15 protein-coding genes are annotated in these 15,344 nt (G+C 56.1%); 6 read left to right on the top strand and 9 right to left on the bottom strand.

The genetic code is table 11. From position 1 onward, the window contains the following. Nucleotides 1-72 precede the first annotated feature (72 nt). The gene (thiM, locus tag SK3146_RS30560; RefSeq protein WP_249866492.1) at nt 73-885 is read left to right on the top strand and encodes a hydroxyethylthiazole kinase; all 813 of its coding nucleotides are present in this window, start codon (nt 73-75) and stop codon (nt 883-885) included. Nucleotides 886-1,126: 241 nt separating this feature from the next. On the opposite strand, the gene modB is transcribed toward thiM, so the two are convergent. After that, nucleotides 1,127-1,786 (bottom strand): molybdate ABC transporter permease subunit, encoded by a 660-nt coding sequence (gene modB, locus SK3146_RS30555; RefSeq protein WP_249862324.1) that lies wholly within the window; start codon nt 1,784-1,786, stop codon nt 1,127-1,129. A gap of 12 nt (nt 1,787-1,798) precedes the next feature. Beyond that, nucleotides 1,799-2,653 carry a molybdate ABC transporter substrate-binding protein gene (gene modA, locus SK3146_RS30550; protein WP_249862323.1) on the bottom strand — a complete coding sequence of 285 codons (855 nt, stop codon included), beginning with the start codon at nt 2,651-2,653 and terminating at the stop codon, nt 1,799-1,801. A 167-nt stretch (nt 2,654-2,820) separates the two neighbouring features. Here modA and SK3146_RS30545 point away from each other — a divergent pair, with 167 nt between their 5' ends. Further along, entirely contained in the window at nt 2,821-3,777 is a 957-nt protein-coding gene (locus SK3146_RS30545; RefSeq protein ID WP_249862322.1) for a substrate-binding domain-containing protein, read from the top strand. 134 nt (nt 3,778-3,911) lie between these two features. On the opposite strand, the gene SK3146_RS30540 is transcribed toward SK3146_RS30545, so the two are convergent. The 5 genes from SK3146_RS30540 to SK3146_RS30520 all read right to left on the bottom strand — a co-directional run bounded on the left by SK3146_RS30540 (nt 3,912) and on the right by SK3146_RS30520 (nt 7,024). Continuing rightward, nucleotides 3,912-4,454, bottom strand: a complete 543-nt coding sequence (locus SK3146_RS30540) for a DUF402 domain-containing protein (protein ID WP_249862321.1) — start codon at nt 4,452-4,454, stop codon at nt 3,912-3,914. Between the two features lie 151 nt (nt 4,455-4,605). Further along, the gene (gene coaD / locus SK3146_RS30535; RefSeq protein ID WP_249862320.1) at nt 4,606-5,091 is read right to left on the bottom strand and encodes a pantetheine-phosphate adenylyltransferase; all 486 of its coding nucleotides are present in this window, start codon (nt 5,089-5,091) and stop codon (nt 4,606-4,608) included. 24 nt (nt 5,092-5,115) lie between these two features. Continuing rightward, a complete protein-coding gene (locus SK3146_RS30530; RefSeq protein WP_249862319.1) occupies nt 5,116-5,289 on the bottom strand; it encodes a hypothetical protein in 174 nt (57 codons plus the stop codon). A 40-nt stretch (nt 5,290-5,329) separates the two neighbouring features. Further along, nucleotides 5,330-6,127 carry a hypothetical protein gene (locus SK3146_RS30525; protein WP_249862318.1) on the bottom strand — a complete coding sequence of 266 codons (798 nt, stop codon included), beginning with the start codon at nt 6,125-6,127 and terminating at the stop codon, nt 5,330-5,332. A gap of 126 nt (nt 6,128-6,253) precedes the next feature. After that, entirely contained in the window at nt 6,254-7,024 is a 771-nt protein-coding gene (locus tag SK3146_RS30520) for a DeoR/GlpR family DNA-binding transcription regulator (protein WP_249862317.1), read from the bottom strand. Nucleotides 7,025-7,313: 289 nt separating this feature from the next. Here SK3146_RS30520 and SK3146_RS30515 point away from each other — a divergent pair, with 289 nt between their 5' ends. Further along, nucleotides 7,314-8,207 carry a sugar phosphate isomerase/epimerase family protein gene (locus SK3146_RS30515; protein WP_249862316.1) on the top strand — a complete coding sequence of 298 codons (894 nt, stop codon included), beginning with the start codon at nt 7,314-7,316 and terminating at the stop codon, nt 8,205-8,207. A gap of 129 nt (nt 8,208-8,336) precedes the next feature. Here the strand turns inward: SK3146_RS30515 and SK3146_RS30510 are convergent, their stop codons facing one another. Together SK3146_RS30510 and SK3146_RS30505 are read right to left on the bottom strand one after the other, a co-directional pair. Continuing rightward, nucleotides 8,337-9,248, bottom strand: a complete 912-nt coding sequence (locus tag SK3146_RS30510) for a pectinesterase family protein (RefSeq protein ID WP_249862315.1) — start codon at nt 9,246-9,248, stop codon at nt 8,337-8,339. A 194-nt stretch (nt 9,249-9,442) separates the two neighbouring features. Beyond that, the gene (locus SK3146_RS30505; protein WP_249862314.1) at nt 9,443-11,341 is read right to left on the bottom strand and encodes a heparinase II/III domain-containing protein; all 1,899 of its coding nucleotides are present in this window, start codon (nt 11,339-11,341) and stop codon (nt 9,443-9,445) included. Nucleotides 11,342-11,656: 315 nt separating this feature from the next. Between SK3146_RS30505 and SK3146_RS30500 the strand changes: the two genes are divergently transcribed. The 3 genes from SK3146_RS30500 (at nt 11,657) to SK3146_RS30490 (ending at nt 15,248) form a co-directional block, all read left to right on the top strand. Then, complete coding sequence (locus SK3146_RS30500) at nt 11,657-12,616, top strand: ABC transporter permease (RefSeq protein WP_375295432.1); 960 nt, start codon at nt 11,657-11,659, stop codon at nt 12,614-12,616. A 16-nt stretch (nt 12,617-12,632) separates the two neighbouring features. Continuing rightward, complete coding sequence (locus tag SK3146_RS30495; protein WP_249862313.1) at nt 12,633-13,505, top strand: carbohydrate ABC transporter permease; 873 nt, start codon at nt 12,633-12,635, stop codon at nt 13,503-13,505. A gap of 210 nt (nt 13,506-13,715) precedes the next feature. Then, complete coding sequence (locus SK3146_RS30490; protein ID WP_249862312.1) at nt 13,716-15,248, top strand: extracellular solute-binding protein; 1,533 nt, start codon at nt 13,716-13,718, stop codon at nt 15,246-15,248. Nucleotides 15,249-15,344: the final 96 nt, after the last annotated feature.

Genomic DNA, 15,344 nt, shown 5'->3' with positions numbered 1-15,344 from the left:
TGGTTTATGATTAGCAGAAAGACGCTCTATGCTATAAAGCACAATAAAGAACGAAGGATGGATGAAAATATAATGGACAATAAAGCTATCGCCGCCTTATGGCGGCAAGTCAAGGAAATGAAGCCGCTCGTTCATAATATTACCAACGTAGTGGTGACCAACTTCACGGCCAACGGGCTGCTGGCGCTTGGAGCCTCGCCCGTCATGGCCTATGCGAAGGAGGAAGTCGCGGATATGGCGGCTATCGCCGGAGCTCTGGTTCTGAACATCGGAACGCTGACCGCCGAAGAGGTAGAGGCGATGATTATCGCCGGCCAATCGGCCAACGAGCACGGCGTTCCGGTTATTTTCGATCCGGTCGGCGCCGGGGCGACCGCGTACCGGACCGAAACGTCGCGGAGGCTGCTGCGCGAAGTGAAGGTCGCCGTGCTGCGGGGCAACGCCGCGGAGGTGGCCAACGTCGTCGGCGAGAGCCGCGCCATCAAGGGCGTCGACGCCGGAGCCGACGGAGGCGATGCGGCCGCGTTGGCGAAGCGGGCGGCGCAGCAGCTCGGCTGCATCGTCGTCGTCACCGGCGAAGAGGACATGGCCAGCGACGGCGAAGTCACCTACGCGGTGGCCGGCGGCCACCCGATCTTGACGCGCGTGACAGGCACGGGATGCCTGCTCACCAGCGTGATCGGCGCGTTCGCCGCCGCAGCCGCAGGAGCCTCGCGCCCGCTCCTTGAAGGCGCGGTCGCCGCGCTGGCCGGCTACAGCGTCGCCGCCGAGCGGGCCGCAGGCGAACGCCCTGCTCCGGGCAGCTTCGCCGTACGCTTCCTCGACGAGCTCGCCGCGCTGAGCGGCGAAGAGCTCGAACGCTCCGCCCGGGTGAGACGCGTCTAAGCGTGCCCGTATCAAGCGCGAATTCCGCTTCGGCAACGCCTATCCTCTTGACGCGGCCGCTTCCTAATCGACCGTGGCCCGCACCAAAGGAGACTGCATCTCATATTCTCCATTATCGGTTGCTCATTGGCTGCGTCATGACAACGACAAACCCCGGAACCTCATCGGTTCCGGGGTTATTTATGGACGGGCAGCGGCTTATCCGGCCCATGGGTGTCCCGTAAGCGATGGCTGCGGCTATTTACGCAGGCTTGCGTCCCGTCAGCAGCAGCATCAGGAAAGAGATGGCGATCATCGTGACGGTCCAGGACCAGGCCATCGGGTTATTGCCGGCGTCCACGGCCACATAAATCGCCGTAGGGATCGTCTGCGTCTTGCCGGGAATGTTGCCCGCTATCATCAGCGTAGCCCCGAATTCGCCGAGCGCCCGGGCAAAGCCGAGAATGTAGGCCGTCATCAGGGAAGGAAGCGTCATCGGCAGCGTTATATAGCGGAACACCTGCCATTCGCTCGCTCCTATCGAGCGGCCGGCATCTTCCAAATCCCGGCTGACCGAGGCAAAGCCCACCTTCATCGTCTGGTAGACGAGCGGAAAAGCGACGACGACCGCTGCAACGACGGCAGCCCACCAGGAGAAAATAATCGGCGCGGCAAACAGCCATTCGATGAGCTGCCCAAGCCAGCTTTTGCGGCCGAGCAGCACCAGAAGCAGGAAGCCGACGACCGTCGGAGGCAGCACAAGCGGCAGCATAAAGCCGGTTTCCAGTACCAGTTTTCCTCTAAACGATCTTCTGGACATCCACCAGGCCGCGGCAATGCCAATAACGGTAACGATCACGCTGGATAGCAGCGCCACCTGCAAGGACAGCTTGATCGGCGCCCAAAACTCGCTCGCATTCATAAGCTCCACCGCTTACTTGGAAGCGGCGGGCGTAAAACCGTATTTGGCAAAAATATCTAACGCGTCCTTCGACTGTAAATAGGTGTAGAAGTCTTCGCTCTCTTTGCCGTGCTTGGTCGCCTTAACGATGCCGATCGGGTACTCGACCGCCGTGTACGTCTTCGGATCGACGGCAAAGGCGATCTTCACCTTAGATGAGGTGAGCGCATCCGTCTTATAGACGAATCCGGCATCGGCATTGCCGGTTTCTACGTACTGCAGCACTTGTCTAACGTCTTTGCCCTGTACGGTTTTGGACTGCAGGCCCTCCCAGAGCTTGGCGTTCGTCAATGCTTCCTGTGCGTAGCTGCCTGCAGGTACGCTCTCCGGAATTCCGATAGCGATCTTCTTCACCTCGGGCTTCGTCAAGTCCGCCTCTTTGGAGACAGCGACCTTCCCGTCGGCCGGAACGACCGCGACAAGCTCATTGGTCAGCAGATTGTTCTGCTTCGCGGAGTCGATGAGCTGCTTGTCGACCAGCGCCTTCATATTTTTCGTTGCGGCGGACAAGAACAAATCCGCAGGAGCTCCCTGCTCGATTTGCTGCTGCAGCGAGCCCGACGCTCCGAAATTAAAGTTTAATTTGATATTGGCATGCGCCGCTTCATATTTGCCCTGCACTTCTTTGAGCGCGTCCGTCAGGCTGGCCGCCGCGGAGATCGTCAGTTCCACCTTCTCGGCCGGAGTCGGGCTCGTTTGGCTGACTTGCGAAGGAGCCGCGGCGTTTCCGCCTGCAGCAGGCTCTTGCTTGGTTCCGCATCCCGAGAACGTCAAGGCCAAACCGACGACGACAGACAAAACCATACTACTTTTAACTTTACCCCACATATTTCTCTCACCCTTTGTTATATTTAGATATATCTAATGAAAAACAATACTCATTATACTTGTTTGCTGAGGCACATGTAAACCGTTGACCGATAACAAAAAGGTCATTTATGTTACAATAGATTGCAGCCGAGGCGATCGGGTTAATTCATGCAAGGAGGAATCTCATGACCAGCGACATATCCTATACGACCGAAGAAATCGCCAAATTGTTAAAAATATCCAAATTAACCGTCTACGACCTGATTAAAAAAGGAGAACTGCCTTCTTATCGGGTGGGCAAGCAAATGCGCGTCGAAGCCGCCGATCTCGAAGCCTACAAGCAGCGGGCCAAAACCGTTCCTGTATCCGGACAAGGACAGTCTGCGGCGGCGAATGCCTCCGTCTCGTCGGCACCCGCTCCATGGGCCGGCGGAGGCCGCCCCCTTGTCATTACAGGCCAAGATATTAGCCTCGACCTGCTCGCCAAGCATATGGAGAAGCAAATTCCCGGAGTGAGACCTCTACGCTCCTATGTAGGCAGTCTGGACAGCCTGATCTCGATGTACCGGGGCGAGTCGGATATTGTGAGCACCCATCTGCTCGACGGAGATACCGGAGAGTACAACATTCCTTATATCCGCAAGCTGCTCGTCGGCTCGCCCTATATCGTCGTCAATCTAGTGTCTAGACGCGCAGGCTTTTATGTTCAGCGGGGCAACCCGCTCGATCTGCAGCATTGGAGCGATCTGCAGCGGCCGAAGCTGCGGCTCGTCAACCGGGAGAAGGGAGCGGGAGCCCGCGTCCTGCTGGACGAGCAGCTGCGCCTTCACGGCATTTCGCAGGCTGCGCTGGACGGATACGCCGAAGAGGAGCTTAGCCATATGGCGGTAGCGGGCAGAGTCGCCGCAGGCGATGCCGATGTAGGGGTCGGGATCGAGAAGGCGGCCGCTATCGTCGGAGGGATCGACTTCATTCCGCTCATTCAAGAGCGGTACGATCTTGTCATGATCCGCAAGCCCGACAACCGGGCATGGATCGACGCCGTGCTGCGTATCCTGCAATCGGAGGCTTTTCACAAAGAGCTGCGCACGATTTCCGGCTATGATCTGACGTTGACCGGACAAGTCTTGTACGAAGCTTGATTTCTTTTTTAGGGAACGCCAAAAAATCCCCTTCGGCCGGCAGCGGCAAAGTCCGTCGTTCTCGGAACTTTTTGCCTGTGCACCGCAAGGGGATTCGACTCTAATCAAGCCCGCTGTCCCGGGCCAAAAACGTTCTAAGCTTCCGTGCCGAACAGCCCGAAGTAATGCTCCGTCCGCCCGACCCATTCATGTTCTCCGCACTCGATGCGGCGCTTCAAATCGTTCAAAGCGGCTGCCGCCTCAGCGCCGTCCTTTTCGCTAAGCTCTCCTTGGAGCATAGCTTCGCGCCATTCGTCTTCATCCAGCACATAGAGCGCCCGATTCGGGAGCAGCACCAGATCGAGATACCAATCGTAAATCACCGGGATGCCTTCGCTATTGAGCTCCATCGATTGAATAATATCGAAATACCACTGTACGACGCGGCCTCCCGCATCTGCCATGACCGTTAAGCTGTAGTTGGCATCGGCAGGGAACAGCATCAGCCAAGCGTATCCGTCGTCGGCAATGCAGACGGTATCGCTCTCTCCGTAAGTGACGCGCAGCGGCTCCCGCACCTCGTCCAGCCGCAGAATCGCAATGTATCCGCGAAATATGCCGTCATCGACATAGCTCTGCTCGTACCGCTTCCGGACAACGCGCCCCCAGCCGGGACGGTTGGCAATCTTCCGTTTCATCCCTGTCCCCCCTTAACAAAACGTCGGCAAAGCGCCGAGCGTTAGGTCCGCAGGATTGTCTCCGAATGATTACGCAAATTTTCGAATACCGGACGCTGAACCGTACTGATGTCCGACATATCGATGTCCTCAAGATCGATCCTCCCCCCGCTTACTTGGCGCGCAGCAAAGATCCGATATATGCATGCGCGTTATCGGTCAAATATTCGGCCGCCAGATCGAGCTTTTTGCTCTGCAGGAACATTTTGACCAACGTGCTGCTGGTGTTCAAATGCTTGGTGGTCGGAGTCAAATATACCGTTTCGGCCAAGCACGCCTTCCGGTTGTACTGCTCCAGCTTAATCTCGTAATCGAGGTCCGTCGACCCGCGAATGCCGCGGATAATGGCGTCGATGTGATTTTCCTGGATGTAATCCGCAATAATTCCCGGATACTGCACGACGCTCAGCGACTGCTGCAGATGGTCCGTAGACAAGCGGATGATCTCATACCTCTCTTCCGCCGAAAACATATAATTTTTCGAGCGGTTGCTCGCAACTACGACGTCGATATGGTCGAACAATCTTGCCGCCCGTTCCAATATATTCAGATGGCCGAGAGTAAACGGATCGAACGATCCCGGATAAATAGCTTTCATAACAGTCTCCTCCCTGCGTTGTCCTCATTCGCCTACGTCGAATTTGCCTTCCTCGATCTGTTCTTTCATCAATTCCAGCGTCTTCAGACTGCCGAGCAAATAATGCTGCTTCTCCTTCGTATCGACTACGCTCACGGGCGTATCTTTAATTTGCTGAATTTTCTCCTCCAGCCAGGCTATCATGATTTCTTTTCTCATCTTCAAGTCCTCCGTGTCGGGATTATAAGTCAGAATATACCTAATCCGTTCCATTTTCAACCGCTGCGCCCGGCATCACCGCGACATAAGTATTCAGCGCCCGAATAATCACATCCGTATGCATACCGGTCCGCTGATGAATACGCCGGGCCCACTCTCCAGTTTCCTCCATCTCCAGCTTGCTTTCCCGGATCAGCCCTTCGCTGCAGCTCACAAAGCTGTTCCAGCGGTCGAACTCCCAATGCCGCACTTCGTTATGCTCGGTAAAACGCATTTCGACCAAAGGATATCGGAGCAAGGATTGAGAGGTATTAGCGGCGGCTATAAATTCGTTCATCTCGATAGGCTCCAAGGAAAATGTCTGCTCGCTGATTTTGCCGTTCGGGCGTATGTAGGTGAACTTCGCTTCATTCCGCCCTGCGGGCAGCTCTGCTTTTATCCTCCCGCCTGTGACAAATCCGTCCAGCTCATCCTGGGTAAAATCTTCGCATGAGGCGTCAATCAATATCGGCTCGATCCATTGATCACCCAAATCGCAAAAATATGTTTGCCCTCGCTCGCCCACTGCGATCACCGCGACATGCGCTCGGGGCGTATGCAAATGATGACCGATTGGATAAGACTCGATGCCGTTCTTGCCAAATTCGTGCATAAGCCACAGCGCCAAATCAAAGCAGTTGCCGGACGTGCCGAACTGCCGCCGGTGCTCTTCCATCATTTGAACGGTCCGCTGCCTGCCGGGGGCGCCTTGAGAAATGTGCCATGCCTTCGTCAACGTCTCCATCGGATGATGATCGAACTGTCTCCAAACTTTAACGATGTCCACAGATGCTCTCATTTTTCGTTCCTCACCGCTTCTGTTATTGTACCCGCTCTCATTTTACCATATTATGTAACCGTTATGCGAAAAGAAAAAGCCCTCCCGTTTGCCGTCGGACAAACAGAAGGGCGCTCGCGGATCGCGCTAAACGCAGGCCGGAATTTGATGCACGTTAACGGACAATTCCGTCAGCTGCCTAATCGTATCGGCATCGGTTTTCTCATCGGTAATCACATGCTGAATCTGCTCCCACGAAGCGACATGGGCCAGCGATTGCAGGCCGAATTTGCTGTAATCCGCAAGCACGTAGATCGTATCGGCGATGCCGATCATCTTTTGCTTGATCAGCGCCTGCAGCTCGTTGAACTCGCTGAGCCCCCGCCGCAGATGCAGCCCCTTACAGGATATGAACGCCTTGTCGACGTGATAGGTGCTCAGAGACCGCTCGGCCAGCGGGCCCACATAGGATAACGACCGGGGAGAAAGCAGTCCTCCGGTCGAGATGACCTTCACCTTTTCTTTCGTGCTCAGCTCGATCGCTACCTTGATTGAATTGGTCAGCACCGTCAGCGGAATGTCCGGCAAATGCTGGGCCATATACCATGCGGTAGAGCTGGCGTCGAGAATAATCCGGTCATGCTCGTTAACATGGCCGACCGCCGCTTGGGCAATCCTCCGCTTCTCGTCCGCATTGGTCGTTTCCCGCTCGATATACGGCGTTTCCGCCTGGGAGGAAGGAATGCTGACCGCCCCGCCATGGCTGCGCAGCAGCTTTCCCTCGCTTTCCAGCTTATCCAAGTCGCGGCGGATCGTCTCCTCCGTCACCTCGCATATTGCACTAAGCTCCGTCACGCGGATACTGCCCCGTTCGTTGACGAGCTGTACGATTTTTTGCCATCTTTGGGCTACAAGCATCGTGATCCCTCATTCATTTCTCGTTATCATCCAACATCGGACAAGCGGCTAGGCCCGCTTCCCGCGCGCTGCGCGCTTGATTCGAATTTTCCGGCAGTATGCCCGGCAACGAATTCCAATGACTAATATTGTACAACAAGATCGCCGATCGCACTAGCTTGATCAGCTCCCGCAGCAAAGATATTTTTGGAAAAAGAAGGATACCCAGCGTCCGATTTCTTTTGTATAATAATACAAACGCAAACAAAACCAAATTCGCTGAATCGAAGGAGGCCTACGAGAACACGCTATGGCACAAGCGCATAAGATCAACGACGGTTCGGGCCGCAAGCCGCGGCTGGACATCCAGCAATCCTGGTGGGCTATGAACGGCGTCGGAAACGGCGAACGGGAATGGACCGTGGAGGAGAAGTTCGAGAAGATTGCTGAAGCCGGCTTTACCGGCATATTGAGCGGAATTCCGGCCCCTGAAGAGCAGGATCGCTGGCATCGCCTGCTTGAGGAATACAACCTCAGCTTCGGCACGCATGCTTTCCCATACCGAAGGGAAGATCTCACGCCGGTGCTTCGGGACGCCAAGCAATTCGGCGCGCAGTATGTCAACGCTCAGGTGATGGACTCCTTTGTCATCGGGGACGAAGCGATCCGCTTGCTGCAGAGCTTGACGGAAGAAGCCGCCGTCCACGGCGTCCCGTTCATGGTAGAGACGCACCGGGCCCGCGTCACGCAGGACCTGCACCGGACGGCCGATTATGTAAACGCTATCCCCGGCCTGCGGCTTACTATCGATTTCTCGCACTATGTCGTGGCGGGAGAGATGACCCATAGCGGCATCATCGAAAAAGCGGAGCCGCTGCTCGATACGCTGCTGCGCCGCACATCCGCCCTGCACGGACGGGTGTCCAACGGGGAGCAGGTTCAAGTCGATATCGGACCGAACGGAGAGCATGGCATGGTCGAGCATTATCTCAGATGGTGGTCCAAAGGAATCGCTTACTGGCTTCAGGAAGCGCAGCCCGGCGACGTGCTGCCGTTCGTCAGCGAGCTCGGCCCTCCGGGTTATGCGATTACCTCCGACGGCTACTCCTGCGGCCGCGCCGAAATATCCGACCGCTGGCAGCAAGCGCTTGTATTTAAGCGGCTGGCCGAGGAAGCTTGGCGCACGGCAGCCGGCGAAGCCTAATCCGTCTATTTCTATTTAATTAAGACTTATCCAAGCAGCGATGCGATGCAGCAGTCCAAGCGCAAGCCCGCCCGCAATATGGAACATGCGGCGGCTTGACTTGGGCTGTTTGTCTGCCGACCCGGATGCCTAAGCGTGCGGAGAGGCTGCCGCCGGATTCCAGCCGTCCGGCCCGCCGAGCACCTTCTCCGCCGTACATTCGCGCGCCTCTTCCTCCGTAAGCCGACCGGACCAGCCGACCCTCGCTTCAGGGTTCGCTCCATCTCCGCGCGAGGCATATTCGCCATAACGGGATGTGCGCTCTCGCGCCGGATCATTCCAGTTATGCCAGCCTTCCGGCTTAATCGATCCGTCCATCTCCGTGCGAATCCAGACGACGCGGGCATGCGGCCGCCACGGCCTGCCGAGATATACGTCGGAGGCTCCCGGGTCCGACGTTACTTTACAGTCGAGAAACACATAGCCGTGTTCTTGATGCTCGGGCGTCGAGGCCGCCGTCAAGTAGCCTCCCTTGCGCTTGCAATGAATTTCGCAATGGGAAAATACGGCGCTGGCGGGTCCGAAAATAAAGTCGACATCCCCCTCGATACGGCATGACTCGTAGTACTGCCTGCTTTCTCCCGTATACAGCGTATCTTGAAAGCCGAGGAACGTCACCTCGCGAAATACGGCTCGGTCTCCCGTTACGAATGCAGCCACCGCCTGCCCGGCTCCTTGTCCTGAGCCGTTGCGAATCGTCAGCCGTTCAGCGGTAAAATCGTCGCCGTGAAAAAAAGCGCTGGCGCTGCGGAACGTGCCGAGCGGCTCTCCGTCCGTTCCGATCGTCTTAGCACGATCCGAATAGGTCAGCACGACTCCGTCCCGGCTCTCGCCGATGAAATGCAGCCGGCATTTCTCCTTGGGAACGGTCAGCTTCTCCTCGTACACTCCGTTCTTGATATCGATGACGACCGGCTCCCTGCTTCCTGAAGGAGCCGCATCGACCGCTGCCTGAACCGTCGGGAAATCCCCTTCCCCGTTAGGGGCCACCACGATTCTCATGATTTCCTCTCTCCTTCCCCTGAACGAAATCTTCTACAAACGTATTATGCTCACAATCAAACTCAAGTTTCTTCTCTAATTCATGCTCGATTGCATCAAAACTTTCATATTCTTGTCCTTGCATAAAGACGGGAACCGACGCCGCCCGCTAGGCAGCTTCCGGTTCCCGTTTGACTTCGCTGGTGCAAATGTCTTTAGCCCTTTGCTTCAGGCGCCGCCGCAGCCGCTTCTACCGTCAGCTTCCATTCCCCTTCGAGCGAAGCTTCCCCAGCCCGCAGGAGAATGCGATACACGGCATCGCCCCAGACCGGCTTCATCCGGGCATCCTCCACCGCGATGGCTTCCGCCGACGCATGCAGACGCTCAGCGTCATAATGAAGCAGCAGACGCTCGCCATGCTCGTTCTCCAGCTCGATCACGCCGTCCTCGCGCAGCAGCGGCCGCTGCAGCGACAGCAAGCTCAGCACGATGTCGGCCGTGGCCTCCTGCAGACGGTAAACGTCCTTGATCTCCACCTCTGCGCAGCCTCCGGCGCGATGCAGCGCGCACGTGCGACGCCACGAGACGATTCCCGCTTCTTCCGGATAGGCGCCGGACAGCTCCATGGAGACGCGGGCGCGCTCATCGTCAGCGCTGTACTCCACGCCGGTCGCCCGGTACTCCTTCCCGGGCTGCTGCTGGACGCCGTTAACCGTCGGCAGGCTGTGGTAAGCGGATTGCATCGTCCATATTTCGTAACGCCGCGGAGAGAACGTCTTCGCCGTGTAGCTCTCCACTCCGGCATCGATCAGAAACGGATGGCCGTTGTAGTAAACGACGAAATGGCCGACATCGTTATGATTATGGCTTTCGTCGTTATGCCCGCCCTTGGCGGCCAAATACAGCCCCGCGCTGCTATCTCCCCGCTCCCTTGCGGCAAATATATGCGTATCCTTCAGCCACACGTCGCGCTCATAAGGAGGAGAAACCGGCTCCCGCAGCAGCTCGTTGGCATCCATCAGCTCGGCGACAATCCGGTGCAGCGAAGGAATTTTATCGCGGAAGAACCCGTTGCCCTGGAACGCATACGCTCCAAGCCGGCTCATCCTGGCATCGCCGATCCGCTTCCCGTAGCGGTACACCAAATCTCCCGCTATCGTGAGCTTGGCATCGCCGTCAGCGAAGTTGACGAAGTGGTTGCCGTCGATATGCACGCGGTAAATGTACTTGCCGATTTCTTGAATGAGCGGCTCGCCGTAGAAATCGATTTGTCCGCCCGTCGCCTCGTACAGCAGCTCCAGACAGTCGAACAGCGAAGCGCCCGCGCGCCCCCAATAGCTGGCTCCTTCGTCGCAGCCGCCGTCCGGATGGTAGACGCCGACGAACGCGTCGAGACTGCGCGCCGCTTTGGATACCGCCCTGCTGCGCACGAACGGATCTTCCTCCAGCACGAGCAGCGCCGCCAAGCAGTTGGAATGAATCCACGGATTCCAATTGTTGACCGTGCGGTCGATGAAGCCCATCCACCAGAAGTCCTCCCGGTCCAAATACGGCTCGATGATGCGCCGGCGGATCTCATGGCGGATGCGTCTGCCGATCATCGGCTCCTCCCGTTCAAGCTGTGCGTCCAATAAATAGGCGGTCCATGTCAGCAGTGCTCCGGTCTCCGCAGCGAATAAGTCGATCACCTGCTCGGTCACATCGGGCAGCGCAAAGCCGCGGCTTTGCAGAGATATCGACATATGGGCGGGAACGACCCAATAGGTTTCTTCGCATAAGCACCAGATTCCATTCATGATCGGCTCCATGAAACGTCCTTGCCCTTCGAGACATTCCGCTACAACCAGTTCGGTAAGCGCCCTTCTCCGCTCGAAATAAGCGGCTTCATACTTGGTGCGGTTGCCATTGCGGACAAAATCCATATACCGGACGGCGGGCAGCGCCGGCCATTCGAACGCAAGGCGCTCCTGCGCCCATTCGATCCATTGAGCGCGGATACTGTCCGGCACCGCCTCCCAGAATGCCCGTTCTCCCGCTTTGGGAAACGGATGGAACTGCGCCGCCGACTGCAGACGTTCGGCCGCATACTCCTGTGTCACCGTTGAACTGAACATCGTTTACCTCATCCCCTCAGGATCGGAATCGTGGCCGCTAAGCCTACTGTCATTGTATCCTTAACTTTCGCTCAAAGCCTACTATCATCTGAAAAGATTAATAGAATCGCCGGGCAACAAGCCGCTTCATCCATAATCACAAGAAATGATTATCGCCCCCGGAATCGCCCCCCGCCCCCGCCGCTGCGGGCTTTCCTCCCATGCAAGGTGTCAGATGAAATGATTGTTTCTTTTTGCCGCACCGTCTCCTACAATGATCGCAAGAGGCGCAGTTCTACCAGCCGTGCAGCCCACTTAAACAAGGAGTGTGAATATATGAAAGCGGATACCGCAGAGACGAGCCTTGACATCTCCCCTTCCGCCAAACGAATCCGACCCGGTTGGAAACAGCATTTGATGGATTGGGACTTGTATTTACTGCTGGCCCCCGGCCTGTTCTACTTTCTCATCTTCAAATATTTGCCAATGTGGGGAATTATTATCGCTTTTCAAGATTACAGCCCGTTTCAAGGGATTTTGAACAGCGATTGGGTCGGATTCAAACATTTTATCCGGCTGTTCCAATACGACAAGTTTTGGGAAATTTTTCGCAATACCATCTTAATTAGCTTGTATAACCTGATCTTCTTCTTTCCGGCCCCGATCGTCATCGCGCTTCTTCTTAATGAAGTTAGAAGGTCGTGGTTCAAGCGCTCCGTACAGACGATTATTTATTTGCCGCATTTTATTTCGTGGGTCGTCGTCGCAGGCATTACCTACCTGCTTCTCGGCACGCAGGGCGGAATCGTCAACGAAGTGATCAAGGCGTCCGGAGGCGAAGCGCTCTCCTTCCTGACAACGCCGGACTGGTTCCGCTCCCTGCTCGTCTCGCAAAGCATATGGAAAGAAGCCGGCTGGGGCACGATCATTTTCCTTGCCGCTCTGTCCGGCGTCGATACCCAGCTCTACGAAGCGGCGATCGTCGACGGAGCCGGGCGCTGGCGTCAGCTGTGGCATATAACGCTGCCGGCCATTCGCAGCACAATCTTTATTTTGCTCATTTTGCGGCTCGGCAACATCCTCGACGTCGGCTTCGAGCATATTTTCCTCATGCTGAATTCCACCGTAACCAGCGTCGGCGACGTGTTCGAAACCTATGTGTACCGGGAAGGACTAATCGGGGGCAAATTCAGTTATACGACCGCCGTCGGACTGTTCAAATCGTTCATCGGTCTGATTCTGGTCGTCGGAGCCAACTGGCTGACCAAAAAATTCGGCGAAGAAGGCGTCTTCTAAACTGGGAGGGAACTACATGCACACCAAACCGACATGGGGCAGCCGATTGTTCGATGCAGCCAATACGCTGTTTCTCATCGCCTGCTCGCTAATCACGCTATTTCCGTTTCTGTACATACTCGCCACCTCTCTGGCTCCGCTGCAGCAGGTGCTGCGCGGGGGCGTCATCCTATGGCCGGAGACGTTTACGTGGGACGCATACCGGACGATTTTCTCGAACACTCATTTTGTACGCTCATTGTATACGACATTTTTCATTACCGTAGTCGGCACGTTCACCAATTTGCTGCTGACGACGTTTATGGCGTACCCGCTGGCCAAAAAAAGGCTCAAAGGGCGCGGCGTCATCTTGTTTCTCGTCGTTTTCTCCATTCTGTTCAACGGCGGATTGATCCCGTCCTATATGATCGTCAAATCGCTGGGATTGATCAACACGGTCTGGTCGCTCATCATTCCCGGCGCAATCAGCGCATTCAATCTGATTATTATGAAAAACTTTTTCCAGGCCATTCCCGAGGAGCTGGAGGAAGCGGCGCGCATCGACGGCTGCAAAAATTGGGGCGTACTGTTCCGTATCGTACTCCCCCTCTCCATGCCGGCGCTGGCCACCTTTACGCTATTTTACGCCGTCGGGCATTGGAATCAATTTTTTGCCGCCGTCATGTACGTAACCAAGCCGAACTTATGGCCGATTCAGGTCGTCTTGCGGCAAATGATTATTGAAGGCTCCACCCAGGATTTCGAGGTCGCGATGGGAGAGCTCAAAATCATCCCCACCACGATCAAAATGGCGGCGATCATCGTCGCGACGGTACCGATTTTGTTCGTGTACCCGTTTCTGCAAAAGCATTTTGCCAAAGGCGTGCTGCTCGGCTCCGTCAAAGGCTGAGGAAGGCTCGAAATTTTTGTATTCCGTATTCGGCTAGCGGTATCACGGACGCAGCTTGACGAAGTGCTTCAAGCGCAATCGAATAGGCCGACGCGGCCCTCTCCCGCCCACGCCCTTCTCACAGCTATCGCAAGGAGTTCCGCGGCCTTATTCACTTTGCAGCCGGCGCGTCCTGTATGTATAAGCCCCATATTTAAGGAGGTCATTATCATGACAAACAGATGGTCCAAATGGTTATCCGTCTCTACCGTTACCGCGTTTGCGGCGACAACGCTGCTCGGCTGCTCGATGGTTCCCGGCGCCGAAGACAATCCTCCTGCCGCTTCCAAAGAGGGCGCCTCTGACAGCGGAGGTACGAAGCGTTTGAAGATCAGCATGATGTTCCCGCTGTACAACGAGCCGCCGCAAAAAAACGAGGTTTGGAAAATGATCGAGGACAAGTTCAACATCGAATTCGAGCCGATGGCCGTCCCTAACAACAGCTATGAAGACAAGCTGAAAGTAACGCTCGCGTCCGGAGACATGCCGGACATTATCCTGTGGACCAAATATCCCGACCCCGAGCTGAACACCTATGTGGCTCAAGGCGCCTTCGCCCCGCTGGACGATCTGATCAAGGCATCGCCCAATATTATGAAAACGCCGCAGGGCATTTTCGACAATATCAAAATCGACGGCAAATTGTACGGCGTTCCCAGAACCCGGGCGCTGAACCGTTCCGCGGTCATGATCCGCAAAGACTGGCTCGACAATCTCGGTCTCCCCGTACCGGCGACGATGGACGACGTATATAAAACCGCGGTGAAATTTACGACCGACGATCCGGACAAAAACGGCAAAGCCGATACGTTCGGCATCGCCTTCGGGGAGAACGTCTCGCATATGGACCCGCTGTTCATGGCCTTCGATTCCGGCGCCGGCTGGCGGGTGATGGAAGACGGGACGCTGATGAACGATGCGATCACGCCGGGCAAGAAGCAGGCGCTGGAATGGCTGCGCAAGCTGTATCAGGACGGCGGGCTGGACAAAGACTTTGCCGTACTGAAGAACACGCAAGTATGGGAGAAGCTTGAAGGCGGCAAAGCCGGCATTCTGCTTGGAGGACAAACCAGCGATTACGCCCGTTACGTGGAAAATTTGGCTAAAGTCGATCCGAAGGCCAATCTGATTATGATCAAGCCGCCGGCAGGTCCGACCGGGAAATTCGGATACAGCGAAACGTCGGGCTTTTTCGGAGAGTGGGTCATCCCCGCCAAAACCGACAAGGACAAGCTGAAACGGATTATGGAGCTGCTCGACTGGCAGGCCGGCGACGAAGCCTATAACTTGAAGCGGTACGGCGTGGAAGGCGTTCATCATACCAAGAACGCCGACGGAACATACAAAATTAACGTAGACAAATACAAAGCCGACGGCGTCGATGCCGTCATCGCCCATAACCCTTACGATCCTTACAGCTATGTCGTCTCCTCCGCTCCGGCCGCCGTTCAGAAAGCGCAGAAAGAAAATCTCGATCTGGTCAGGGATATGGGCATTAAGAATCCGGCTCTCTCCTTCGTCGCCCCGTCGGCTCCGGATAAACAGAGCGACTTGAACAAGCTGCGCGACGAAGAATACGTCAAACTGGTGATGGGCAAAGTGCCGATGGACGATTTCGACCGGTTTGTCCAGGAGTGGCTCGATAAAGGCGGACGGCAAATTACGAAGGAAACGAACGACTGGTACAAAACGCAGAAAAAATGACGGCACGGCAGCATCCGTGTTCCGCCATAGCATGATAGTAAAGGCCGGACGTAATCTCATACGGCAGCAGCGCCCCTCCTGGATGAAGCTCTGGTG

Source organism: Paenibacillus konkukensis (assembly GCF_023523925.1).
In the GTDB taxonomy this organism is placed as follows: domain Bacteria; phylum Bacillota; class Bacilli; order Paenibacillales; family NBRC-103111; genus Paenibacillus_S; species Paenibacillus_S doosanensis.
Note: the sequence above shows the minus strand (reverse complement) of the source record. Positions and strands in the feature narration are given on the sequence as shown.